A 26,010-nucleotide genomic window follows, 5' to 3' on the forward strand; every position below is an offset into this window, starting at 1 on the left:
GCGTACGACCCTGGAGGCCATGTGACCGCCGACCGTGTGAACCCTCCCGTCCTGTCCCCGCCCACCGGCTTCTCGCACGCGGTGGTCGCCACCGGCTCACGGCTGGTGTTCCTGGCGGGCCAGACGTCGCTGGACGCCGACGGCAAGGTGGTCGGAGAGACCCTGCCCGAGCAGTTCGAGCGGGCGCTGACCAACCTGCTGACCGCGCTGGCGGCGGCCGGCGGCACCGCGTCGGACCTGGCCAGGGTCACGGTGTACACCACGGACGTCGCCGCCTACCGAGCCCGCGCCGCCGAACTCGGCCGCATATGGCGCCGGTTGGCGGGCCGCGACTACCCCGCGATGGCCGTGGTCGGGATCGTACGGCTGTGGGACGAGCGCGCCCTGGTGGAACTCGACGGCTTCGCGGTACTGGGCGAGGGCTGATCGGGCGGTGTCGGCCAAGTGGTCGACGGGCACGCGCCGCCGAAGAGTGAGGATCGCGGCCAACGCCGAGGACGCCGGGTACGAGTGGAAGCTCGTGTTCACCAGCCACCCGGGAGGTTCTTCCATGCCCCTGCGTCCCGTACTCGGAGCCCTGGGCGCGGCGGCGGCCGCCGTGCTCACGCTGGGCACACCCGCGACGGCCGCTCCGGACGCCAACCTGACCATCGACCAGACGGCCCGCCTGTCGGCGGACGGCACCGTGACCGTCTACGGCACCTACCGCTGCTTCGACGCGAACGGCCTGGTCTTCGTCGGCGCCGCCATCAGCCAGGACCCGTCGGCCACCCGTTACGGCATCGGCGGCACGCGTGCCGTGTGCGACGGCGCCTACCACCGCTGGCACAACTCCGGCACGGTGACGCCGAACCGGCTCACCCCCGGCCCGGCCCGCGTCGAGGCCGCCCTCGTCGAACTCCGCTCCCACAGCGGCCTGCCCCTGCCCGACGTCCACGCCGCACGCCATCGGGACGTGGTACTGGTCGCAGACTGAACCCACACCGGGCTGCCCGGCACCAGCGGGTGCCGGGCAGCCCAGGTATCCCGTCCGGACCCTCGGCGTACGAACTGGTCACGGACAGGGCCGGCCGGTCAGTTGCCGACGGCCTCCGTGATGTCCCAGTAGGCGAGGTAGTCCGAGTTCTCCCCTTCGGGGTTGGAACCGTAGACGGCGAACATGCGGGCGTACTCCGGTGCCCAGTACCGACCGGTCTCGCCCTTGGCGACCAGCGCCGCGTCACCGGGACGCAGGACCACTGTCGTCCCGCCGCTCTCGATGTGCAGCTCGCCTTCGATGACGTAGTTGAGCTCGTCGTGCGGGTGGCGGTCGGACCAGCCCGCCCGGGTCAGGCTCCACTCGGAGACCGAGTACTCGCTGCCGCCGTCGACCGGCGGGATGATCCAGCGGCTGCGCATCCCTCCTGTCGCCGCGTTGAGGGGACGCAGTTCGCTCGGCCGCCAGACCGCGATGCCGTCGTTCTGCGTCGCGGTGGCCAGCCGGTCCTCGCGGGCCGCACGGGGTTCGCGCGGTGTGGTTCCCGGGCCGCTCTCCGGCCGCGTGCTGTCTTGCTGGGTCACGGGTGTGCCTCCTTGTCCTTTGCCTCTCGCGGGTCAGCCGGGTCGTCGTCGGCTCAGCCCGCGAGGGAGGCCATCACGTGCTTCACGCGGGTGTAGTCCTCGAACCCGTACTGCGACAGGTCCTTGCCGTATCCGGAGTGCTTGAAGCCGCCGTGCGGCATCTCGGCGACGAGCGGGATGTGGGTGTTGATCCAGACGCAGCCGAAGTCCAGGTCGCGGCTGAACCGCAGGGCGCGGCCGATGTCCGAGGTCCACACCGAGGACGCCAGGCCGTACGGCACGTCGTTGGCCAGCGTCAGGGCGGACTCCTCGTCGGGGAACTCCTGCACGGTGATGACCGGTCCGAACACCTCGTGCTGGACCAGTTCGTCGTCCTGCCGCAGTCCGGAGACCACGGTCGGAGCGTAGTGGAAGCCCTCCTCGCCCAGCCGATGGCCGCCGGTGTGCAGGGTGGCATGGTCGGGGAGCCGGTCGAGGAAGGCGGCGACCCGCTCGAAGTGGCGCGCGCTGTTGAGCGCCGGCATCAGGGCGTCCTCGCTGTGCACGCCGACCGCGTGTGTCGTGACGATGTTCCTGGCCTGCTCGGTGAGGGCGGCCACGAGGTCGGCGTGGACGGACGGCGCGGCCAGGACCCGGGTGGCGGCCGTGCAGTCCTGACCTGCGTTGAAGAACGCCGCGATGGCGATGGCCTCGGCAGCGGCCGCGACGTCGGCGTCGTCGAACACGACGACCGGTGCTTTGCCTCCGAGTTCGAGGTGAACACGCTTGACGTCACCAGCTGCTGCCGCCGCCACTTGCTGCCCGGCGCCGACCGAGCCGGTGATGGCGACCATCTCGGGACGTGGGTGGGACACCAGCGCGCGGCCCGTGTCACGGTCACCGCACACCACGTTGAGCACACCCGGCGGCAGGAACTCGGCGGCGATCTCGGCAAGCAGCAGCGTGGAGGCCGGCGTCGTGTCGCTGGGCTTGAGGACGACCGTGTTCCCGGCGGCGATCGCGGGCGCGAACTTCCAGACGGCCATCATCATCGGGTAGTTCCAGGGGGCGACCTGGCCGATGACGCCGACCGGTTCCCGGCGGATCCACGAGGTGTGGTCGGCCATGTACTCGCCGGCCGCCTTGCCTTCGAGCTGGCGGGCGGCCCCGGCGAAGAACCGCAGGTGGTCGGCCATCGGCGGGATCTCCTCGGCGGCCGTCAACGGGATCGGCTTGCCGGTGTTGCGGGACTCGGCGGCGACCAGGTCGGCGGACCGGGCCTCCACCGCGTCGGCGATCCCGAGGAGCGCCCTCTGCCGTTCGGCGGGCGTCGTGCGGCGCCAGTCGGTGAACGCCGCCGACGCGGCCTCGTACGCCTGGTCGAGGTCGGCGCGCCCCGAGACGGGCGCGGTGGCGAAGACGGCGCCGGTGGTGGGGTCGACCAGGTCGCTGGTGACGCCGTCGGCGGTGTCGGTGTACGCGCCGCCCACGAAGTTGCGCAGGTGCTGCTTCTCGCTCAAGGGGTTCTCCGTAAGGTGTCGAAACGTTTCGCCGGTGTCGGCGGTACGGTCGGATGTTCCGCGCGGGGGCGCGGTCGGGTGGACTCGCGGGGTCAGGCCAGCCGCATACGCTTTCTGAGCCGGTCCACGAGCAGCGCGGTCACCAGCAGGGCGCCGAGCAGGATCTGCTGGACGTAGCTCTGGACCCGGATCAGGTCCATGCCGTTGCTGAGCAGGACGAGGAAGAGGGCACCCATGAGCACGCCGGACACCCGGCCCTCGCCGCCGTCGAGTGTCACTCCGCCGAGTACGGCCGCGATGATCGACATCAACGGGTACTGCACACCGACGTTCGCCTCGCCCGTGGACATCCGGGCGGTCAGCATGAGCCCGACCAGCGCGGCGAGCAGACTTCCGATGATCATGACGGTGAAGAGGGTGCGGCGCACGTTGACGCCGGACTGGAACGCGGCGCTCTCGTTGCCGCCGACCGCGTACGCCTGGCGGCCGACGCGCGTCCAGTTGAGGAAGACGTAGGCCGCGCCGAGGGCGATCAGCAGGACAACCGTGGGGAACGGCACGCCGAGCACCATCGAGGTTCCGAACTGCCGGGAGAACTCAGGAGGCAGGCCTACCACGGGCGTTCCACCGGACAGCATCAGGGCCGCGCCGGAGGCCACCGAGGCCATGCCCAGGGTCACCATGAACGCGGAGATCCGGAACACGGCGATGAGCAGGGCGTTGACGAGTCCGACGACGAGCCCGACCGCGATGCCCGCGAGGCAGCCCAGCAGGATCGCCGTCCCCGGGTCGCCGGGAGCGACCGAGGTCATCACGGTGGCGCTGACGATGGAGGACAGCGCGACGCAGGCGCCGTTCGACAGGTCGTAGTGACGGGTGATCAGGTACAGCATCTGGCCGATGGCGACGATGCCCAGGAAACTGAGCTGCCGGCCGACGTTGGTGATGTTCGCCGAGGCGATGAACCGGGGTTCGATCACGGCGAAGGTGATGATCAGCGCCAGCAGCAGCACGGGCAGGATGCCCCAGCGGACGAAGAGGCGCCGGAGCAGGGCGCCCGCTCCGGCGGGCGGCGGCACGGCGGGTGCCGTCGGCAGCTCCTGGACGGGCGGTCTCTGGGTCTCGGTCACGATGTCGTTCCGGTCTCTTGAGGGAAGAAGTGGGGCAGCACGATCTCCTCGGCGAGCTGGTCGCCGGAGAGTTCCGCGGCGACCCGGCCCTCGGTGATCACATAGAGGCGGTGGGCGAGGTTGAGCACCTCGGGCAGGTCGGAGGAGATCAGCAGGACACCCGCGCCGGAATCGACGAGGTCGCGTATCGCCGCGTAGATGTCGGCGCGGGCGCCGACATCCACGCCGGCGGTCGGCTCGTCGAAGACGTGCAGTCTGTAGGGCCGGGTGAAGCCGCGGGCCAGTACGATCTTCTGCTGGTTGCCGCCGGAGAAAGTGAGCGGCAGCGCCTCCGGCCGCATCGGGCGCAGCGTGAGACGGTCGAGGACGGCGGTGGTGTCCCGGCGCTCCGCGCGGCGCCGGAGGAACCCGCGGCCGGTCCAACTGCCCAGCGCCGACAGGGACACGTTCTCGGCGGCGGGCCGGACGCCGATCAGACCGTCGCGCTTGCGGTCCGCCGGGTAGTACATGACGCCTTCGGCGATATGCCGGGCGGGAGTCGCCCGGGGGCCGAGGGATCTGCCCCGGATCAGCACTTCGCCCGCGTCGAGGCGGGCCAGGCCGAAGCAGAGCCGTCCGATCGTCCCCTTGCCCGATCCGACCAGGCCGGCGAGTCCGACGATCTCCCCGGCCCGCACGGTCAGGTCGACGCCGCGCACGTCTTCGCCGCTGACGCCGCGCAACTCCAGGACAGGGGCGCCCGGCCGGTGGTGGATCTCCGGGAAGAGGGCGTCCAGTCTGCGGCCCGTCATCAGGGTGACCAGGCCGTCGTCGTCGATCTCGTCGAGCGGACAGGTCCGCACATGGGCGCCGTCGCGCAGGACGGTGACCACATCGCCGATGGCGCGGATCTCCTTCATCCGGTGGGTGATGTAGATGACGGCGAGCCCTTCCCGGCGCAATCCGCGTACCAGCGTGAACAGCCGGTCGGTCTCCTCGTCGGTGAGGGAGGCGGTGGGTTCGTCGAGGATCAGCACCTTCGCCGAGTCCTGGAGGGCACGGGCGATCTCCACGATCTGCTGCTCCGCCCGGCGCAGATCGCCGGTGACCGCGTCGGGCCGGATGGCGGAGCCGACGCGGCGAAGCGCCTGCTCCGCGACGCGCCGCCGCTCGCGCCGGGAGATCATCCCTGCGCGGCCCGGCTCCCGGCCCAGCGTCAGGTTCTCGGCGACCGTCAACTGCGGAACCAGCGCGGGGTCCTGGAACACCGCTGTGACGCCCAGCTCCCGTGCCTGCTGGGGGCTCGACGCGCTGGCAGCGACGCCGTCGACGAGCACCGTGCCCTCGTCCGCCCGGTGCACGCCGGCGAGGATCTTGATGAGGGTCGATTTCCCGGCGCCGTTCTCCCCGAACAGGACATGGACCTGTCCCGGCAGGAAGTCCACACTCACGTCGCGCAGCGCGGTGACGGCCTGAAAACGCTTCGTCAGGTCCCGTATGGAGAGCGTGGGCCGGGGCGGCTGGAGCGCCGGGCCGGTGCCCGCCGCCGGCGACGCTGGTTGCGTGGTCATGGACGAACGCCCCTTCATCTGACGTTGAAGACGGGCCGGAAACCCGCCGACGGAAGGTTCAGTTCCTGGACCAGCTCGCTGAGGTTGTCGGCCTTCGCCCCGGCAGCCGGGCCGCAGATCACCTGCGCGTTGGTACCGATGTAGGGACCGCCGACAAACGGCTTGTTCTCCAGCACGCGCAACGCCATGTCCATCGCGATGCGGGACAGGATCAGGTCGTTGCCCGCGCTGGCGCAGGTGGCGTCCCCAGACTTCAGCAGCGCGTACACATCAGGCGTGAAGTAGTACGAGGCGGTGCGGACCTTGCGGCTCAGACCCCGTTCCTTCAGTACCCCGTGGGCCGCGTCGGCCGTGGTGGCGCTCCCGAGGACGTAGTCCATCCCGGGGTAGGCGCCGAGGGCGTTCTCCACCAGGTTGAGCTGGGTGTCCTTGCCGGTGTCGCCGTACTTGGTGCCGAGCACCCTGATGTCGCTCCCCTTGGCCTGGTCCTTGAAGCAGGACATCAACTGCTCCAGGGAACCGACTCCCGAAGGACCGGGGAACCAGACGCCGTTGACAGGATCGCCTTGCGCCTTGAGGTACTTCGCGAGGCTGCCGCCGAGCGTGCAGTAGTCGAACAGGGCCCGGCCGTGCACCTTCTTGGAAGTGACGCCGTTGACTGTGTCGATCACGACGACGCCCTGGTCGGCGATCTCCTCGATCTTCGGGTTCAGCGCCTCGTTGCTCACCGCGCCGATCAGCACCGCGTCGGCGCCCTTTGCCACGCAGTTGGAGAGCTGGTCGAGCTGTTTGCCGACCTCGGTATAACCGCCCGCCTCGTACACCTGGAGGTGGACGCCGGTGCGCTTGGCCTCGGCGACCAGGGCCTCGTTCTGCCCCAGCCAGTAGGGGTCCTTGACGTGGGGGAGCAGGGCGCACACCGTCCAGTCGCCCTTGATCTGGTCCTTGGGCAACGGGGTGTAGACGCCCGGTGTGCGGTGGCCGTCGCAGCCGGGTGACGCACAGTCGATCACCTGGACGGGAACAGCCCAGTCCTTCTTGGTCACAGCCGCCCGCAGCGCGTCCGGGGTGTTCTTCGCGGGGTCGGCGAACAGGCCGGCCGCCTGGGCCGGGGCGGGCTTGGGCGAGGGCTGGTCCCTGCCGGCCGCACGCGAACCTTCCTGGGAGCAAGCAGCGAGTCCTAGCGAGCAGGCCACGGCGGCGGCCAGCAGCGCACGCCGGCGGGGAAGGTTGGTTGCCATGTGCTGTGCACCTCGTGGATCAGCGGGCCGTAGCCCGGGGGATGGACGCGCAGTGGCGCGCGGGCGGGGTGATGCGGGGTGGGCAGCCGCACGCGGAGTTGCGGCGTTGGGGCAGTTGGGTCAGTTGGGGCAATTGGACAGGCGATGGCGCAACGTGTCGTAGGTGCCCGTCCTCGCAGCCTCAGGCGGTGGCCCTGGGAAGTCGAGACACGGTCGGATCCGGCTTCCAACGGGCGGCCGTGTGGGCTGCGTTGGCCCGCTGACCAGGGAAGGAAGCTGCCCGGAGAACGTCGTTTGGGGCGTCTTGTGTCCGGGAGTCAAACATGGTCAACTGTCTTGGTCAATAGTCTTAGTCAAACGTCCATGTCACGGACTGTTACCTGCTGGTACAAGCGATTGGTGCAGTGCCGAGGGCCGGAACGCGAGAGCGGCCATACCGGAGAACAGGGCTGAAGAGGCGGCCCGAAAGCGGATGGCCCGGCGACGGACACCTCCGCCCCGGGCCGATACGGTCCGCGCAGTGGACGGACAAGAGGAACATCAGAAGGAACGAGGCATCGTGCGGGTTCCCACCACCGAGCGGCGGCTACAAATCATCGAAGCGGCTGTTGAGCTGATGCGGCGCAACGGCGTCGACCAGGTCACGCTGCGCGCCATCGCGCAACAGGCGGGTGCGCCGCTCGCCACGCTCCACTACTGCTTCCGCGACAAGGACGAGCTGATGCGCGCGGCGGCCGATCACTGGCTCGAACGCTTCGTCCACGACCCGGTCCCCGACGAGGTTCCGCTGGAGGGCGGTCTACGGGCGGTCATGGACCGGATCTCGGCCGCGTTCTGGACGCTGATCGAGACCACTCCGGCCGACCTGCGAGCCCAGATCGAACTGGTCACCTGGGCCGTACGGGACGGAACGCACCCGGCGCTCGCCGAGTCGATGTACTCGCGCTACGAGGTGACGCTCGGCGACGTGTTCGCCCGGGCGCTGGACGCTGCGGGCCAGCGCTCCGAGGTCGACCCCCGGGTGTTGGCGCGCGGCTACATCGCCGCGGTGGACGGCGCGGTCCTCCAGCACATCTCGGAGCCCGCCTCTCCCCGCCCACGTGAGGTGTTCGACCTCATGGTGGAGGCGCTGCTGCTGCGGGCGGGCATCATCGAACGGTGACGGTCCGGGTGGTGCGGACGGCTGGTCGGCCGTACCCGGCGACGGCCGGGAAGGCCGATCGCGGAGCGCGGTCGACGGCTACCGCAAGGCCGTGCGCCGGCAGCCGACACTGCCGGTGCGCGGGCCGTGGCGGCAACTCCACCACGTCGTGGACGTAGGCGTGCGCGGCGCCGGCGGCGATGTCCGATCCTGTGGCGGCTTGTGTCCGCGGTCGCTACTCGCTAGCTCATCAGCATCGGAACGGAAGCGACGCGGAGCTGGAAGAAGCGGTTGGAGAAGGACCTCGGTCCCACCTCCATCGAGGCCGACGTGATCGCCCCGTTGGAGGAGAGCGCCTCGGGCGGAGCCCTCGCGAGAGCACGGCTACCACGCCCTGCGTCATTTCCACGCCTCTCCCGGAAGAGACCAGGCGGCCCCGTGACCTGCCGCGATGGGTGGTCGCGGGACGCTGACCCGGGGACCGGAGCGTCGGGCGGGCGATGAAGCACTGAGCGGGCGGCCGACCGAGCCCCGGCATCGAGCAACGACGGGTCGGCTCACCGTGGCATCTGACGACCTTGCTGAAGGTGCCGGCGGGCAGTCCCTCGCCGAGTTTCGCTCGGCGTCGCACGCAACGCCTTCCAACGCGCCGGGCTGTGTGCAGCCGACCGCACGCCTCACCGCAGCTCCGCAGACGGCCTGTGGCCGGCTGCCGAAACCACCGCACGCGTGGGAGCTAGGCAGCGTTGGGTCGCGCGCCACGCATGCCCGAGGCGGGCCCCTGTACATCCTCGGCCAGGAAGATCTCACCTTCCCCGAAGTCCGGCGCCCGGAAGGGGTTTGTCGCCGGAGGGGGCGATGCTGCAGTGGAACAGCCGGGTTGGTCTTCCAGGGCGGAGAACAGCGACGTCACATCGATGAGGGGCCTCCCTTTCGTCGCAGGTCCCTGAGGGGGCCTGGCGTGCCGTGGCCGGGCACAGTGGTCCTACAGCTTGGTCATCTTGGCGTACGGGCTCAGGATCCGCATTTGCGCCGAGCCGAAATCCACGAGCGCCGCGATTCCGTCCTCGATGCCGATCACCCGGCCGAGGCCGTACACGTCGTGCGTGACCTGGTCGCCCACGGCGAAGTGCTTGGGAGGCGGCGCGACCGGGGCCTTGAAGGGGCTGGTGGGCAAATGACGCTTCGGTGCAGCAGGCTTTGTCATCGCCCCCAGTATGCACCTACGAACCGCGCTGGTGGCCGACACCCTGCGGTAGGAGGAGCTGATCATCGCCCTCCACTCCGCGAGAGCTGAGCCCGCCGACCGGTCGGCAGACGGGCGGGGTCGGGCGGTTCGGCCTCGCAGGCGGCCGAACCGCCCGTATCCTTCGTGGTGTCTACGGCGTCACATGGCGGGCGCCAAACACTGGAGGCAATACCCCGTGCTGATCGCTCAGCGTCCCTCGTTGACCGAAGAGGTCGTCGACGAGTTCCGGTCCCGGTTCGTGATCGAGCCGCTGGAGCCGGGCTTCGGCTACACCCTCGGCAACTCCCTTCGCCGTACCCTCCTGTCGTCGATTCCCGGTGCCGCTGTCACCAGCATCCGCATCGACGGTGTCCTGCACGAGTTCACCACCGTGCCGGGCGTCAAGGAGGACGTCACCGACCTCATCCTCAACATCAAGCAGCTGGTCGTCTCCTCGGAGCACGACGAGCCGGTCGTGATGTACCTGCGCAAGCAGGGCCCGGGTCTGGTCACCGCCGCCGACATCGCGCCGCCGGCCGGTGTCGAGGTGCACAACCCGGACCTCGTCCTCGCCACGCTCAACGGCAAGGGCAAGCTGGAGATGGAGCTGACCGTCGAGCGCGGTCGCGGTTACGTCTCCGCCGTGCAGAACAAGCAGGTCGGTCAGGAGATCGGCCGTATCCCGGTCGACTCGATCTACTCGCCGGTGCTCAAGGTCACGTACAAGGTCGAGGCCACGCGTGTCGAGCAGCGTACCGACTTCGACAAGCTGATCGTCGACGTCGAGACCAAGCAGGCCATGCGTCCGCGTGACGCCATGGCGTCCGCCGGTAAGACCTTGGTGGAGCTGTTCGGTCTGGCCCGCGAGCTCAACATCGACGCCGAGGGCATCGACATGGGTCCGTCCCCGACGGACGCCGCCCTGGCCGCCGACCTGGCGCTGCCGATCGAGGAGCTGGAGCTCACGGTCCGCTCCTACAACTGCCTCAAGCGTGAGGGCGTCCACTCCGTGGGCGAGCTCCTGGCGCGTTCCGAGGCGGACCTGCTGGACATCCGCAACTTCGGTGCGAAGTCCATCGACGAGGTCAAGGCGAAGCTGGCCGGCATGGGCCTGGCCCTGAAGGACAGCCCGCCCGGATTCGACCCGACCGCCGCCGCCTTCGACGCGGACGACAACGGGAACACGGGTTTCGTGGAGCCCGAGCAGTACTGAACGCCGCGCCAGGCCTGCGGGGAGCCGGCCACGGCCGGCTCCCCGCAGGCCCCCCGGCGGAGAAGCGGTGCACCACACCACGCGGACCCCTCCGGTGCCGCGGCCATCCCGGACTCACTCCTTCGCGACTCGACGCCGGTTCGGAAAACCGCTCGACCGGCCGAGTCGGAGTCGTCATGATCCGCACTCGTGACGACTCCGAAGCAACTCCCGGTCAGCGTCGGCGCCCGCAACAACGCTGAGTGGTGCGCAGCGATGAGCCGATCGCACGGCTTGGCCGGCGAGTTCGGGGCACAGGCTTGGGCCGCCCCGTCCCGCACACCGCTCTACTACCCTGACGCGGTGACGCTGGTGCCGGGAGCCGACCGGACCGCGCTGGCGGCCCGGATAGACACCACCGCACCCGGCGCCAGCGTGAAGGACAGTTTCGCCGACCTCGACCTGACGGGGATCGGTTTCCAGGTGTTGTTCGAGGCGCAGTGGATCCACCACCCGGCAAGTCCGCCCGCTCCCGCGTCGGACCTCGCCTGGGCCGTGGCGGACGCCCCGGACAGGCTGCGCGCCTGGGCGCTCGCCTGGGACGACGGGGACGGCAACACGGACCTCTTCCAGCCCGGACTGCTCGAAGACCCCACCACTTTCGTGCTCACCGGACACTCCACCGATGGCCAAGTGGTCGCCGGCGCAGTGGCGAGCCACAGCCACCACGTGGTCGGGATCTCCAATCTATTCGCGCTGGACGGCGGCCCCGACGCGGCCTGGCCGGTGGTACTGGACGCCGTACACAGCCTGTTCCCCACCTTGCCGGTGGTCGGCTACGAGCAGGGTGACGACCTGGCGGCAGCCATCCGCCACGGCTTCGAGCCGGTCGGTCCACTGCGGATCTGGCTGCACGGCCGGTAACTGGACCGCTCCAGGGCCACCCGGCCCGGGAACTGCCACGCCCAGTGAACAACGCCGCCCAGCGAAAGATCCGCGCCCGCGTCGAGCACGTACTGGGCCGGATGCGGTGCCGCCGCACCCCTCCAGGCCCGCAGCAACGCGGGCCGGACAGGGTGCGGCGGCAGCCGTCGGTCAGATGTCCCGGAACGTCTCGATCTGCGCCCCGATCGAGTTCAGTCGCTCCGCCAGGTCCTCGTAGCCGCGGTTGATGACGTAGACGTTGCGCAGGACCGACGTGCCCTCCGCGGCCATCATGGCCAGGAGGACGACCACGGCGGGGCGCAGGGCCGGTGGGCACATCATCTCGGCTGCGCGCCAGCGGGTGGGGCCTTCGACCAGGACCCGGTGGGGGTCGAGGAGTTGCAGGCGGCCGCCCAGGCGGTTCAGGTCCGTCAGGTAGATCGCGCGGTTGTCGTAGACCCAGTCGTGGATCAGTGTCTTGCCCTGCGCGGCGGCCGCGATCGCCGCGAAGAACGGGACGTTGTCGATGTTCAGGCCCGGGAACGGCATCGGGTGGATCTTGTCGATCGGCGCCTCCAGCTTGGAGGGCCGTACGGTGAGGTCCACCAGCCGGGTGCGGCCGTTGTCGGCGAAGTACTCGGGCGTGCGGTCGTGGTCCAGGCCCATCTCCTCCAGGACCGCGAGCTCGATCTCCAGGAACTCGATCGGCACCCGGCGCACCGTCAGCTCCGACTCGGTGACCACGGCGGCCGCCACCAGGCTCATCGCCTCCACCGGGTCCTCGGAGGGCGAGTAGTCGACGTCGACGTCGATCTCCGGCACACCGTGCACGGTGAGCGTCGTCGTGCCGATGCCCTCGACCCTGACGCCGACCACCTCCAGGAAGAAGCACAGGTCCTGGACCATGTAGTTGGAGGAGGCGTTGCGGATGACCGTCACGCCGTTGTGGCGGGCCGCCGCCAGCAGCGCGTTCTCGGTCACGGTGTCGCCGCGCTCGGTCAGCACGATCGGGCGGTCCGGGCGGACGGCGTGGTCCACCACGGCGTGGTACTGGCCCTCGGTCGCGGTGATGTCCAGACCGAACCGGCGCAGCGCGATCATGTGCGGCTCGATGGTCCGCGTACCGAGGTCGCAACCGCCCGCGTAGGGCAGCTTGAACTGGTCCACCCGGTGCAGCAGCGGCCCGAGGAACATGATGATGGACCGCGTGCGGCGGGCGGCCTCGGCGTCGATGGCGTCCAGGTCGAGGTCGGCCGTCGGCACGATCTCCAGGTCGGTGCCGTCGTTGATCCAGCGGGTGCGCACGCCGATGGAGTTCAGCACCTCCAGCAGGCGGTACACCTCCTCGATCCTGGCGACCCGGCGCAGCACCGTGCGCCCCTTGTTGAGCAGCGAGGCGCACAGCAGCGCCACGCACGCGTTCTTGCTCGTCTTCACGTCGATCGCGCCGGAGAGCCGGCGGCCGCCCACCACCCGAAGGTGCATGGGGCCCGCGTAGCCCAGCGAGACGATCTCGCTGTCCAGGGCTTCACCGATGCGGGCGATCATCTCAAGGCTGATGTTCTGGTTGCCCCGCTCGACGCGATTGACGGCGCTCTGACTGGTGCCGAGTGCCTCGGCCAGCTGTGCCTGCGTCCAGCCCCGGTGCTGTCGGGCGTCACGGATGAGCTTGCCGATGCGTACGAGGTAGTCGTCTGCCATGAGGTTGAGGTTATCTCAGATATGAGATGGCGCTTCCTGGGGGGTCCATTCGAGTGATGAGCCGTCAGTGGCGCCCGGACCGACGGGTTCGAGCCTGTCGGAGAGGTCCGGGTGTGGCAGGTATGCCGGGTGTGCCTCTCGGGTGCAGCCCTCGGATGTGTCCCTGGCGTGCGTCCATCGGCTGCACGCAGCGGCGCCCATTGGTGGCGTGCGACGTCCGGCGTGCGGCGTGCCCGCGCCTCTGTGCTGCGCGGCGTGCCCGCGCCTCTGTGCTGCGCGGCGTGTCGGCGTGATGCGCGGCGTTCCCGCACCGCGCGCGGCGCTCCCGCGCGGTCCGCGGCGCGCCCGTGCGGTGCGCGACGCCCCGCGTATCCCGCCCCGCCCCCCTCTCCGCCCGGTCCGCGCATGACCATCCGGCCCCCATGTACTAGAGTTATCTCGACATCGAGATATCTGCCGGGGTGCACCACAGCCGCCACTTGGTAAGGGTGACCTAACTTAGCCGTACCTTACTGGATCGGCCGAGTCGCCGTGGCGGCAGGATCGTGGTGGTAGGCGCACATGAATGAAGGAGACTGTCGTGTCGGCGAACAGCTTCGACGCCCGCAGCACGCTGCAGGTGGGCGACGAGTCGTACGAGATCTTCCGGCTTGACAAGGTCGAGGGCGCGGCCCGACTGCCTTACAGCCTGAAGGTGCTGCTGGAGAACCTGCTCCGCACCGAGGACGGCGCGAACATCACCGCCGACCACATCCGTGCCCTCGGCGGCTGGGACTCCCAGGCCAAGCCGTCGCAGGAGATCCAGTTCACGCCGGCTCGCGTGATCATGCAGGACTTCACCGGCGTGCCCTGCGTCGTGGACCTCGCCACCATGCGCGAGGCCGTCAAGGAGCTCGGCGGCGACGCGGCGAAGATCAACCCGCTGGCCCCGGCCGAGCTGGTCATCGACCACTCCGTCATCGCCGACAAGTTCGGCACCAACGACGCCTTCAAGCAGAACGTCGAGCTGGAGTACGGCCGCAACAAGGAGCGCTACCAGTTCCTGCGCTGGGGCCAGACCGCCTTCGACGAGTTCAAGGTCGTCCCGCCCGGCACCGGCATCGTCCACCAGGTGAACATCGAGCACCTGGCCCGCGTGGTGATGGTGCGCGACGGCAAGGCGTACCCCGACACGCTCGTCGGCACCGACTCGCACACCACCATGGTCAACGGCCTCGGCGTTCTCGGCTGGGGCGTCGGTGGCATCGAGGCCGAGGCCGCCATGCTCGGCCAGCCGGTCTCCATGCTCATCCCGCGGGTCGTCGGCTTCAAGCTGACCGGCGAGCTGCCCACCGGCACCACCGCCACCGACCTGGTGCTGACCATCACCGAGATGCTGCGCAAGCACGGCGTGGTCGGCAAGTTCGTCGAGTTCTACGGCGAGGGCGTGGCCGCGACGAGCCTGGCCAACCGCGCCACCATCGGCAACATGTCGCCGGAGTTCGGCTCCACCGCCGCGATCTTCCCGATCGACGACGAGACCATCAAGTACATGCGCCTGACCGGCCGCCCCGAGCAGCAGCTCGCGCTCGTCGAGGCGTACGCCAAGGAGCAGGGCCTCTGGCTGGACCCGAACGCCGAGCCGGACTACTCCGAGAAGCTCGAGCTGGACCTGTCCACCGTCGTGCCGTCCATCGCCGGCCCCAAGCGCCCGCAGGACCGCATCGTCCTGGCCAACGCCGCCGAGCAGTTCAAGCTGGACGTCCGCAACTACGTCGACACCGTCGACGAGGCGGGCGTGGAGTCCTTCCCGGCCTCCGACGCCCCGGCCGTCCGCCCCAACGGCGCCCCGAGCAACCCGGTCCCGGTCACCGCCCCCGACGGCACCACCTACGAGCTGGACCACGGCGCGGTCACCGTCGCGGCCATCACCTCCTGCACCAACACCTCCAACCCGTACGTCATGGTCGCCGCCGCGCTGGTGGCCAAGAAGGCGGTGGAGAAGGGCCTGACCCGCAAGCCGTGGGTCAAGACCACCCTCGCCCCGGGTTCGAAGGTCGTGACGGACTACTTCGACAAGGCCGGCCTGACCCCGTACCTGGACAAGCTGGGCTTCAACCTCGTCGGCTACGGCTGCACCACCTGCATCGGCAACTCCGGCCCGCTGCCGGAGGAGGTCTCCAAGGCCGTCAACGAGCACGACCTCGCGGTCACCTCGGTGCTGTCCGGCAACCGCAACTTCGAGGGCCGGATCAACCCCGACGTCAAGATGAACTACCTGGCGTCCCCGCCGCTGGTCGTCGCCTACGCCATCGCCGGCTCCATGAAGGTGGACATCACCCAGGACGCGCTCGGTGTCGACCAGGACGGCAAGCCGGTCCACCTGAAGGACATCTGGCCGTCGGAGGCCGAGGTCAACGACGTCGTGGCCAACGCCATCGGCGAGGACATGTTCTCCAAGTCCTACTCCGACGTGTTCGCCGGCGACGCCCAGTGGCAGTCGCTGCCGATCCCGACCGGCAACACCTTCGAGTGGGACGCCGAGTCCACCTACGTCCGCAAGCCCCCGTACTTCGAGGGCATGGGCATGGACCCGGCCCCGGTCGAGGACATCGCCGGCGCCCGGGTGCTCGCCAAGCTCGGCGACTCGGTCACCACCGACCACATCTCCCCGGCCGGCGCCATCAAGGCCGACACTCCGGCGGGCCAGTACCTCACCGAGCACGGCGTCGAGCGCCGCGACTTCAACTCCTACGGTTCCCGCCGCGGCAACCACGAGGTGATGATCCGCGGTACGTTCGCCAACATCCGCCTGCGCAACCAGATCGCGCCGGGGACGGAGGGCGGCTACACCCGCGACTTCACCCAGGACGGCGCGCCGGTCTCCTTCATCTACGACGCCTCGCGCAACTACATCGAGCAGGGCATCCCGCTGGTCGTCCTGGCCGGCAAGGAGTACGGCTCCGGCTCGTCCCGTGACTGGGCCGCGAAGGGCACCGCGCTGCTCGGCGTCAAGGCCGTCATCGCCGAGTCCTACGAGCGCATCCACCGCTCGAACCTCATCGGCATGGGCGTTCTGCCGCTGCAGTTCCCGGAGGGCCGGACGGCCGACTCGCTCGGCCTGACCGGCGAGGAGTCCTTCACCATCACCGGCGTCACCGAGCTCAACGACGGCCGCACGCCGAGCACCATGAAGGTCACCACCGACACCGGTGTCGAGTTCGACGCGGTCGTCCGCATCGACACCCCCGGTGAGGCCGACTACTACCGCAACGGCGGCATCATGCAGTACGTGCTGCGCAGCCTGATCCGCAAGTAACGGATCCCGCAAGGCAGTTGGGCCGCATCCCCGGTAACGGGGGTGCGGCCCTCCCTCTTTCTCCCCAGGCGTTTACAGCCGCCGCCGTCCACGCTAGCTTTCACTGACAAGCGAGGTGGGAGCGCTCCCATGACAGCGGACCGGAACCCGTCGTCCCTGGGGGTATCCCACCTCGCCCCCGGTGCGGCCGGCTTGTGCGACACCGTGGTGCGACAACGTTGTCGTATTGGTCTGTACATGACTTTACTGGGGGACCATGCCCGCCGACAACGATGTCAGCACGGCCGACGCCGAGACTCCGCCCGCGTGAGCACGGCGTCGGCACCGAGCGCGCCCGCGCGCCCGAACGCGGTCTTCCGTGATACCACCGGCGCACGCTACTGTCCCCGAGGCTTGTGCGACCCGTGGTGCGCGACCCGTCCGAAGGAGGGGCCGCGTCATGCGTTTCCGTCCCATGTCCCTGCTGCTGGCCGCGGTGCTCGCGACCGGCGGCGCCACCCCTGCCCTCGCGGCGTCCGCCGCGCCACCGGGACCCGGTCCCGCCCTGGTCCAGGACGCGACCGCGTACGTGGACCCGCTGATCGGCACCAGGAACGGCGGCAACGTCTTCCCGGGCGCCGTCGCCCCGTTCGGCATGCTCTCCTTCAGCCCCGAGAACACCCGCGGCGACGCCACGAGGACGGCCGCGCCCGGCGGCTACCAGTACGACGCGACCCGCATCCGCGGCTTCAGCCTCACCCACATGTCCGGCACCGGTTGCGCGGGCGGCAGCGGCGACATCCCCTTCTTCCCGTACGCGGGGAAGGTCACCACCTCACCGGCGAGCGACACCAAGGACGCCGTCTACGCCTCCGACTTCCGCCACTCCGACGAGACCGCCGAGCCCGGCCACTACAAGGTGGGCCTCGCCTCCGGAGTCACCGCCGACCTCACGGCCACGGCCCGCACCGGCTCGGCCCGCTTCACCTACCCCGCGGACCAGCCCGCCTCGCTTCTCATCCGTACCGCCAACTCCCAGGTGGGCTCGACCGGTTCGTCGGTCACCATCGACCCGGCGAAGCGCACCGTCTCCGGCTCCGTCACCTCCGGGAACTTCTGCGGCTACCTCGACCCCGAGGGCCGGCGCGCCTACTACACCCTGTACTTCACCGCCCGCTTCGACCGCCCCTTCACGGCTTCCGGCACCTGGCAGGACGACAAGCTGAACCCGGGCGCGACCTCGGCGACCGGCGGCACGGGCGGCTTCGCGAACGGCGGCAGGCCCGTGGCGGGCAAGGGCGCCGGCGGCTACGTCGAGTTCGCCCCCGGCACCGGCCCGGTCGGCGTCAAGGTCGGCGTCTCCTACGTCAGTCAGGCCGGCGCCGAGGCCAACCTGGCCGCGGAGAACCCGCCCCAGCGCTCCTTCGACTCGGTCAAGGACGCGGCCCGCCGCGCCTGGCGGGACCGACTGCGCGCGATCCGCGTCGGCGGCGGCACCGACGACGAGCGCACCACCTTCTACACCGCGCTCTACCACGCCCTGCTCCACCCGAACGTCATCAGCGACGCCGACCGCCGGTATCGCGGCGCCGACGACAAGGTCCACACCGTGGGCCGCGGCCACCAGGCCCAGTACGGCACCTTCTCCGGCTGGGACGTCTACCGCGACCAGGTGCAGCTGCTGACCCTGCTCAGCCCGGACACCGGTTCGGACATCGCCCAGTCCCTGTACGAGCTGGCCGGCCAGAACGGCGGTGTCTGGGACCGCTGGCTGCACGGCGCGAGCGGCACCCACGTCATGAACGGCGACCCCTCGCCGACCGCCCTCGCCGGCATCCACGCCTTCGGCGGCACCGGCTTCGACCTGAAGGGGGCCCTCGCCTCCCTGGTGAAGGCGGCGACCGTGCCGACCGAGCGGGACCTGTCCCCGGCGGGCAAGCCGGTCCTGTCGGCCGGCCAGCGGCCCTCCCTGGACAAGTACCTGAAGCTGCACTACATGCCGTCCGTCTCCAACGCCTGGGGCGGCGCGGCCGAAACGCTGGAGATGTCCACGGCCGACTTCGCCCTGGCCCAGCTCGCCGACGCGGCCGGGCAGAAGAAGACCGCCGCCGCCTTCGCCGAGCGCGCCCAGTGGTGGCAGAACAACTTCAACGTCGCGGCCCACTCCTCCGGCGGCTACATCGCCAACCGCAAGGCCGACGGCAGTTGGGTCACCGGCTTCACCCCGGACACCGGCAACGGCTTCGTCGAGGGTTCGGCGGCCCAGTACACCTGGATGGTCCAACACAACCCGGCCGGCCTGTTCGCGGCGATGGGCGGCCGGGAGACGGCGCTGGCCCGCCTGGACGACTTCTTCCACAACGCCGACGGCGGTTGGGCGTTCACCGGCAACGGCGGCGCCAAGTCCGAACTCGACAACGAGCCCTCGATCAACGTCCCCTACCTGTACGACTACGCGGGCGCGCCCTACAAGACGCAGGAGACCGTCCGCGCGGCCATGCGGCAGCTGTGGACCACGCAGCCGGGCGGTATCCCCGGCAACGACGATCTCGGCGCGATGTCCGCCTGGTACGTCTTCTCCGCGCTCGGCATGTATCCGCAGGTGCCCTCTCGCGCCGAACTCGTGCTGGCCTCACCGCTGTTCGAGCGGATCGACATCCAACGCCCGCACGGCAGGGGCATCTCCGTGCGCGCCACGGGAGCGGCGGCCGGATCCCCGTACGTCCGGTCCCTGAAGGTGAACGGCCGGGCGAGCGACCGCCCCTGGCTGCCGGCGAGCTTCGTCCGTGACGGCGGCCGGCTCGACTACACCCTCGCGTCCACCCCGGACCGCGCCTGGGGCAGCGCCGCGTCCGCCGCCCCGCCCTCCTTCCGCCAGGGCGAGCAGCCGTACCAGATCGGTGTGGGCCCGACCGCGGCGACGCTCGCGCCCGGCGGCAGCACGACGATCGGGGTCCGCGCCCTCTCCCTGAACGGCGGCCAGGGCCCCGAGGTGCGCTTCAGCGTCCGCACCCCGTCCGGTGTCACGGCCACCCCCGCCGAGGGCACGGTGACCGACGGCGCCCGACAGATCACGCTCACCGCCGCCCCGGACGCCGAACAGGGCTTCTACGACACGCAGGTCACGGTCACCTCCGGCAGCCAGTCCTACGAGCAGCCGGTGTCCCTGACGGTGGCGGCCCCGGGCAGCCTGCTGGCCGCCTACGACAACACCGGGATCTCGGACGACGAGGGCGAACACGACGAGGCCGACTACGACGGGGGCGGCTGGAGCTACTCCCGCCAGGCCCTCGCGGCGGCCGGCCTGACCCCGGGCGGGCAGGGCACGGTGAACGGCCTGTCCTTCACCTGGCCCAACTCGCCCAGCGGGCGCCCGGACAACGCCTCGGGAGCCGGCCAGAGCATCGAACTGAGGACGCCCGCTTCCCGGTTGTCCTTCGTCGGCAGCGCGGTCAACGGCAACCAGCAGACGAAGGCCACCGTCACCTACACCGACGGCACCACGGGCACCGTCGACCTCTCCTTCACCGACTGGACCGTCGGCGGGGGCGGCGGCACCGTCCAGTTCGGGAACACGGTGGTGGCCAGGACCGCGTACCGCAACGTCGCGGGCGCGGACCAGGACAAGGTGACCACCTACGTCTTCGCCACCGCGCCGTACGAGGCCCCGGCGGGCAAGCGGATCAGCGGCGTGCGGCTGCCCGGCAACGCCGACCTGCACGTCTTCACCGTCGCCACGGGCTGACCGGTCCGCCGGGCGGCAGGAAGGGGCGGGCCCGGCGGGCCCGCCCCTTCGCCATGCCGGATGCTCGGCGGCTCAGGCCAGCAGCTCCACCTCCGCGAGCGTCGCGGTGCCGTCCAGGACCAGGCGGTACTTCTGGTAGGTGCCCGGAGAGGCGATGGTGAAGGGCCGGGTCTGCTTGTTCCAGGCGAAGGACTCGCCCGAGCGCTGGTCCACCGTCTTCCAGGTCGTGCCGTCGGTGGAGGCCTGGAGCGTCCAGCCGGCCGGGGCCTTGGCGCGGTCGGCGGACGAGGTCAGGGTGTACTGGACCGCCTTGACGGGCCCGGACACCGGCAGGTCCACCGTCGTCACCGCGGCCTCCGTCGACGAGGTGTCGTCGAACAGCGCCCCGGCGCCCTTCAGCACGTCCGCCCGCGGGCTCGGCGCCTTGTCACTCGTCGTGATCGACACCGGCGCCGCGTCCTTGCCCGTGCCCCACGACGAGGGCCGCGGGCCCATGTCGAACTGCAGGACACCACCCTTGGACAGCAGGGAGTGGGGCAGGCTCGTCGAGTTCCACGCCTTGCCGTTGAACCGCACGCCCTGCACGTACACGTTCTTGGCGCTGTTCTTCGGGGCCTGGATCACCAGATCGCGGCCGCCGTCCAGATGCAGCGTCGCCTTGGTGAACAGCGGGGAGCCGATGGCGTACTCGCCGCTGCCCATGGCCAGCGGGTAGAAGCCGAGAGCGGAGAACAGGTACCAGGCCGACTGCTCGCCGTTGTCCTCGTCGCCGTGGTAGCCCTGGCCGATCTCGCTGCCCACGTACAGCCGGGAGAGCGCCTCACGGACGTTCGCCTGCGCCTTCCACGGCTGCCCCGCCGCGTCGTACATGTAGATCACGTGGTGGGCGACCTGGTTGGAGTGGCCGTACTGGCCCATCCGCACGTCCCGCGCCTCGGTCATCTCGTGGATGACACCGCCGTAGGACCCGACGAACTCCGGGCCGGCCGTCTCGGGCGTGGCGAAGTAGGTGTCCAGCTTGTCGGCCAGGCCCTTCTGCCCGCCGTACAGGTTCGCCAGGCCCCGGCTGTCCTGCGGGGCGGTGAAGGCGTAGCCCCAGCCGTTGGTCTCCGTGTAGTCGTAGCCCCACACGCGCGGGTCGTACTTCGAGGAGTCCAGGCGCCAGTTGCCCCGGGCGTCGCGGCCCTGGAAGAAGCCGACCCGGGAGTCGAACAGGTTCACGTAGTCCTGGGCCCGGTTGAGGAAGTAGTCCGCCTCCTCCTTGTAGTGCTTCTCGCCCGTCTTCCTGTAGAGGGCCTCGCCCATCTTCGCGATGCCGTAGTCGTTGACGTAGCCCTCCATCGCCCAGGACAGGCCCTCGCCGGTGGACGTGCTGGTGTAGCCGAGGAAGGGCGAGGTGGCCATGCCCTTGCGGCCCACGCCCGAGGACGGAGGCACCACGGTAGCGTTCTTCAGGGCCGCGTCGTAGGCCGCCTCGGCGTCCATCGGCACGCCCTTGACGTAGGCGTCCGCGAAGGCGACGTCCGAGGAGGTGCCGGTCATCAGGTCGGCGTAGCCGGGGGAGGACCAGCGCGAGGTCCAGCCGCCGTCCTTGTACTGCTGCACGAAGCCGTCGACCATCTGCCCGGCCTGACCCGGTGTCAGCAGCGAGTACGCCGGCCAGGTGGTCCGGTAGGTGTCCCAGAAGCCGTTGTTGACGTACACCTTGCCGTCGACGATCTTCGCACCGGTGTGCGTCGGCGTGTCCTGGCTCGGCATCGGTGAGAACGGGGAGGCGTACTGGTACTTCCCGCCGACCTTCTCGAAGCCGGAGTTCGGGTACAGGTACAGCCGGTACATGCTGGAGTAGAGCGTGGTGAGCTGGTCGGGCGTGGCGCCCTTGACCTCGACCTTGCCGAGCAGCTTGTCCCAGGTCCGCTGGGCGGACGCCTTGACGGTGTCGAAGGAGGTGCCGTCCGGGACCTCCTGGCGGAGGTTGTCCTTCGCCTGGTCGAGGCTGATGAGGGAGGTGGCCAGGCGCAGGGTGACCGTACGGTCCTTGCCCGCGTCGAAGCGCAGGTGGCCCTTGACGCCGCTCGACGAGCCGTCCTTCACCGGCTTGTCGAACGTGCCGTAGACGAACAGCCGGGTGGCGCCGGTGGACAGCCCGGACTTGACGTCCGAGTAGCCGGTGACGACGCCGTGCTCCTTGTCCAGGGTCAGGCCCGCCTGCTCGGTGACGTTGTCGAACACCACGCTCGCGTCGTCGCCCGGGTAGGTGAAGCGCAGGACGGCCGCGTGGTCGGTCGGCGTCATCTCGGCCTTGAGGCCGTTCTCGAAGCGCACCCCGTAGTAGTAGGGCCGCGCGGTCTCGTTCTCGTGCCGGAAGGCGAGCGCGCGGGCGGCGCGGCCGGTGTCGGGGGTGCCCGCGGCGGCGGACGGCATCACCTGGAAGGTCTGCCGGTCACCCATCCAGGGGCTCGGCTCGTGGCTCACGCTGAGCGCCTGGATCGTCGGCAGGTTGTCCTCGTTGTTCGCGCGCGCGTACTCGTAGAGCCAGCTCAGCGAGGACGCGTTGGTCACCGGCGTCCAGAAGTTGAAGCCGTGCGGCACCGCGGTCGCGGGGAAGTTGTTGCCGCGCGAGAAGCTGCCGCTGGAGTTGGTGCCGCGGGTGGTCAGCGCGTAGTCCGACAGGTGCGCCTTCGGCTTCTCCTGCGGCACCTGCTTGATCACCACGTCATCCAGCCAGCCGCGGAACTTCGCGGGGCCGGTGGGGGAGTCGTAGGCGAGCAGGACCCGGTCGATCGTCTTGCCCGCGGCGACCGAGCCGATCCGGGAGGCCACGTTGTTCCACTGGTTGACGTACAGCGTCCTGGCCGCGCCCTGGCCCTGCGGGCTCAGGGTGAAACCGTGCTGGTCGGTCGCGCCGAGGCCGCTGAGGTAGGTGCCGTCGGTGAAGGCGAGGTCGACGGCGACGTTGGTGGCGTCGTAGTCGCGGTCGCCGTCGGCCATCGACGGGTAGAGGCGGTACGACAGTTGCGTGTCGGGCAGCACCTTGACGTCGACGTCGAAGACCTTGTTGTACGAGTACGCCCGGCCCTGCGCGGTGTGCCGGCCCGCGTAGCGCAGGGCCCGCTTGCCGGTGTAGCCGGCGCCGGACTTCGCGGTCGGGGAGCCGCTCGGGCCGCGGTCGACCAGCGAGAGCATGTCCTGCGGGACCGGCGCGTCGTCGCCGCCGGTGGAGAACTGCACATCGGCGAGCTGGAGTATGCCCGAGGCTCCGTTGTTCCTGGTGACGTCGAGCCGGAAGTGCTGGTACTGGGCCGGCTCGGCCAGGTCGAAGGTCCTGGTCTGGAACCGTTCGGAGAACTTCTCCCCGGCACGGGTGTCGAGGGCCTTCCAGTCCTTGCCGTCGGTGGACCCCTTCAGGGTCCAGTCCTTGGGGTCGCGCCCGTCGAAGTCGTTGGCGGACGTGAGGGCGTAACGGGTGATGTTCACCGGCTTGTCGAAGTCGAACTCGACCCAGCCGGTGTCCTCAAAGGCCAGCCACTTGGTGCCGGACTCACCGTCGATGAGGTTCTCCTTGACCTCCCCGCCGCCGGTGTTCTCCGCGCTGGCCCGGACCTCGGTGATGTGGTCGTCCACATTGCCGGGGATGCCGGTGCTGTAGCCGCCGTCCACGCCCGAGGCGCGCTTGCCGCCGCCCTTGGCGGTGTCGACCGTGTTCAGCCAGTCCGGCGCCGGGTCGCCGGCCTCGAACGAGGAGCTGAACTCCCGGCCGACGGCCGGGGGCTTGCCGGGCAGGGCGACCGCCGCCCCCTGCGAGCCGGCTGCCGTGACGAAGGCGGCCGTGACGACGACCGCCGGACCCCATCTGTGCCGTACTCTGCGCTGCATGCGCGGCGTCCCTCCCTGCGTTTCGGACAACGTTGTCAGCTCTGTACGCAAGGACCAGTAGGGAGCCAAGTGGCCAGTGATGTCAAGGGTGTTGGGTGTGGCATTCGGGCGCAAAGGCGCGGATATATCCGTCAACGGAAGCCCATGGGCGGCTCATATTCCGCGTGAGGTCTCAACTCGGAAAAGACCCGCGGCGAACCTTGCTTCTGATCTTGCTCCGCTGACCGGAAGTGGACTATACCTGTCGGCGTCCGCGCGACCGTGAGACCGGCCGGAAGCGGACCCGGGGGAGTCGGAAAGGGTGGTACGACGTGCCAAACACGCCAACCTCTTTGGTTTTAGGCCGTTTCTGGTGGATGACGCACGAAGCACTCCTGCACGGCCCAGCCTCATCCGACCGCGGTGCAGTCGAGAATCGTCCGGTTCCCCGCCTGAGTCCTGGAGGAGAAAGCGAGGACTTGAGCGTGACTCCACCCACGCGTTGGCGCGCGGGCTTCCCGCGTCGCCTGCTAAGCAGCCTCGCGGAGGGCCAGCCCGGCCCTGTTGACGATATTGCGTGCGCCGACATGGTCCGCATTGGCGAAGAAACCACAGGAGACGCAGGCGAACTTCGCTTGGGTGACGCGGTTCTCCTTCGACACGTGCCCGCATGTGGGGCAGGTGCGCGAGGTGTTGCGGGCGTCCACCGGGATCAGGAGGCGACCGGCACTCTCAGCCTTGTTCGCCAGGATCCTGAAGAACTGTCCCCAACCCGCATCCAGAATACTGCGGTTGAGGCCAGCCTTGGCGGCAGCCTTGTTGGGAAGGAACGCTCCCTCGTCGGCCGGGTCGGGCTTGGGCTTCGGGGCGCGGGTCATGTCTGCGATGTTCAGCCGCTCGTGCACGATCACGTCGTTGTCGCGGATCAGCGCGTTCGTGGCCTTGTGATGGTGGTCGAGGCGCTGACGCCGAACCTTGGCGTGCAGCTTGGCGACTTTCCGAGCGGCTGCTCGGTGCTTCTTGGACCGTTGGCGGGTGCGCTTGGGGAAGCTGTCCAGGTGCCGTTGTGCGTCGGCCAAGGCATTGGCGGTGGCCTGGAGGAAGCGCGGATTCTCGGCGTGCTTGCCGTTGGAGTCGGTGAAAAAGTGCACCGTACCCATGTCGATGCCCACGATGTTGCCGGTGGCATCCAGGGGCTCGGTCGGCACCTCGTCGCACGCGAGAACTGCGTACCAGCGCTTGCCCTCGCGTTTTACCGAGACCGTCTTCACCCGCCCCTTCACCTTCCGGTGCTGGTGCACGCGCACGTGCCCGACGCCTTGGAGACGTACGCGAGTCTGGCGGTCGTGAGGGGTGGAGTCCCAGCGGCAGCCGTCCCCGTCCTTCGGGAAGACGACGGTGTCGAAGTGCCCGGCGCCTCTGAATCGCGGGTACCCCGCCTTCTTGCCCTTCCTGACTCGGCGGAAGAACGCCTGGAACGCCTTGTCCAAGCGACGCAACGTCGCCTGCTGCGAGCTGAAGGACCAGTGGCCTTGGTGCTCCGGGTCGAACGTCCGGATCTCCTTCAACTGCGCGGAATGGTCGCCGTATTTGATGTGCGTCCTCGACGGGTGCCGGTAAGCGTCACGCCGCTCCTGCAAGGCGCCGTTGTAGAGCGAGCGGTGGTCTCGCAGCATCTCTGTCAGGGCCTGGGCCTGCCGGGCAGTGGGGCGAAGCCGGAACTTGTACGCGCGGATCATGGCGCTGCCCCTGTGTGCTGTGGCCGGAGACGCTCCCGCTGGGCGTGGTCGGGCATCGCCTCAGACGCCATGACCTGCCACCCCCGTTCGTCGGCATTCTGCTCGATCGGCTCACGCGGTCGGACCGCGACACGGTCGCCGAGGACTGTTCGGCCGTACGTCGAGAACCACACCGCGCACAGCCTGAGATCGAACTCGCCGGAGGGGCGAAGAACCTCGCTATCCGCG

At 69.8% G+C, this 26,010-nt stretch carries 16 protein-coding genes; 7 read left to right on the forward strand and 9 right to left on the reverse strand.

Annotation, left to right across the window (positions count from 1 at the left end; genetic code table 11):
- Positions 1–21: 21 nt before the first annotated feature.
- The gene (locus OIE49_RS27240) at positions 22–426 is read left to right on the forward strand and encodes a RidA family protein (RefSeq protein ID WP_326804551.1); all 405 of its coding nucleotides are present in this window, start codon (positions 22–24) and stop codon (positions 424–426) included.
- A 124-nt stretch (positions 427–550) separates the two neighbouring features.
- The gene (locus OIE49_RS27245) at positions 551–976 is read left to right on the forward strand and encodes a DUF6299 family protein (protein ID WP_326804552.1); all 426 of its coding nucleotides are present in this window, start codon (positions 551–553) and stop codon (positions 974–976) included.
- 98 nt (positions 977–1,074) lie between these two features.
- On the opposite strand, the gene OIE49_RS27250 is transcribed toward OIE49_RS27245, so the two are convergent.
- From OIE49_RS27250 to torT, 5 genes are all read right to left on the reverse strand, one after another.
- Positions 1,075–1,560, reverse strand: coding sequence for a cupin domain-containing protein (locus OIE49_RS27250; RefSeq protein ID WP_326804553.1), 486 nt, complete (start codon positions 1,558–1,560; stop codon positions 1,075–1,077).
- A gap of 53 nt (positions 1,561–1,613) precedes the next feature.
- Entirely contained in the window at positions 1,614–3,059 is a 1,446-nt protein-coding gene (locus OIE49_RS27255; RefSeq protein WP_326804554.1) for an aminobutyraldehyde dehydrogenase, read from the reverse strand.
- A 92-nt stretch (positions 3,060–3,151) separates the two neighbouring features.
- Positions 3,152–4,189, reverse strand: a complete 1,038-nt coding sequence (locus OIE49_RS27260) for an ABC transporter permease (protein WP_326804555.1) — start codon at positions 4,187–4,189, stop codon at positions 3,152–3,154.
- Positions 4,186–5,739, reverse strand: coding sequence for a sugar ABC transporter ATP-binding protein (locus tag OIE49_RS27265; protein WP_326804556.1), 1,554 nt, complete (start codon positions 5,737–5,739; stop codon positions 4,186–4,188). Before OIE49_RS27265 ends, OIE49_RS27260 begins: the two co-directional genes overlap by 4 nt.
- Before the next feature lie 14 nt (positions 5,740–5,753).
- On the reverse strand, positions 5,754–6,980 hold the full coding sequence (gene torT / locus OIE49_RS27270) for a TMAO reductase system periplasmic protein TorT (protein ID WP_326804557.1): 1,227 nt from the start codon (positions 6,978–6,980) through the stop codon (positions 5,754–5,756).
- Positions 6,981–7,539: 559 nt separating this feature from the next.
- Here torT and OIE49_RS27275 point away from each other — a divergent pair.
- The gene (locus OIE49_RS27275) at positions 7,540–8,142 is read left to right on the forward strand and encodes a TetR/AcrR family transcriptional regulator (RefSeq protein ID WP_326804558.1); all 603 of its coding nucleotides are present in this window, start codon (positions 7,540–7,542) and stop codon (positions 8,140–8,142) included.
- Between the two features lie 964 nt (positions 8,143–9,106).
- Here OIE49_RS27275 and OIE49_RS27280 read toward each other — a convergent pair.
- The gene (locus OIE49_RS27280; protein WP_100570769.1) at positions 9,107–9,328 is read right to left on the reverse strand and encodes a hypothetical protein; all 222 of its coding nucleotides are present in this window, start codon (positions 9,326–9,328) and stop codon (positions 9,107–9,109) included.
- 217 nt (positions 9,329–9,545) lie between these two features.
- On the opposite strand from OIE49_RS27280, the gene OIE49_RS27285 reads away from it, so the two are divergent.
- Together OIE49_RS27285 and OIE49_RS27290 are read left to right on the forward strand one after the other, a co-directional pair.
- The gene (locus tag OIE49_RS27285) at positions 9,546–10,562 is read left to right on the forward strand and encodes a DNA-directed RNA polymerase subunit alpha (protein WP_326804559.1); all 1,017 of its coding nucleotides are present in this window, start codon (positions 9,546–9,548) and stop codon (positions 10,560–10,562) included.
- A 255-nt stretch (positions 10,563–10,817) separates the two neighbouring features.
- Positions 10,818–11,465, forward strand: coding sequence for a hypothetical protein (locus OIE49_RS27290; RefSeq protein WP_326804560.1), 648 nt, complete (start codon positions 10,818–10,820; stop codon positions 11,463–11,465).
- Between the two features lie 171 nt (positions 11,466–11,636).
- Here OIE49_RS27290 and OIE49_RS27295 read toward each other — a convergent pair whose 3' ends face one another.
- Complete coding sequence (locus tag OIE49_RS27295; RefSeq protein ID WP_326804561.1) at positions 11,637–13,166, reverse strand: helix-turn-helix domain-containing protein; 1,530 nt, start codon at positions 13,164–13,166, stop codon at positions 11,637–11,639.
- A gap of 580 nt (positions 13,167–13,746) precedes the next feature.
- Here OIE49_RS27295 and acnA point away from each other — a divergent pair.
- Positions 13,747–16,464 (forward strand): aconitate hydratase AcnA, encoded by a 2,718-nt coding sequence (acnA, locus tag OIE49_RS27300; RefSeq protein ID WP_326804562.1) that lies wholly within the window; start codon positions 13,747–13,749, stop codon positions 16,462–16,464.
- Positions 16,465–16,903: 439 nt separating this feature from the next.
- Positions 16,904–20,188, forward strand: a complete 3,285-nt coding sequence (locus OIE49_RS27305) for a GH92 family glycosyl hydrolase (protein WP_326804563.1) — start codon at positions 16,904–16,906, stop codon at positions 20,186–20,188.
- Between the two features lie 72 nt (positions 20,189–20,260).
- Here OIE49_RS27305 and OIE49_RS27310 read toward each other — a convergent pair whose 3' ends face one another.
- Complete coding sequence (locus tag OIE49_RS27310; protein WP_326804564.1) at positions 20,261–24,064, reverse strand: GH92 family glycosyl hydrolase; 3,804 nt, start codon at positions 24,062–24,064, stop codon at positions 20,261–20,263.
- Between the two features lie 509 nt (positions 24,065–24,573).
- Complete coding sequence (locus tag OIE49_RS27315) at positions 24,574–25,782, reverse strand: RNA-guided endonuclease InsQ/TnpB family protein (protein ID WP_326804565.1); 1,209 nt, start codon at positions 25,780–25,782, stop codon at positions 24,574–24,576.
- Positions 25,783–26,010: the final 228 nt, after the last annotated feature.

Origin of the sequence: Streptomyces sp. NBC_01788, from assembly GCF_035917575.1 — a bacterium.
Lineage (GTDB): Bacteria > Actinomycetota > Actinomycetes > Streptomycetales > Streptomycetaceae > Streptomyces.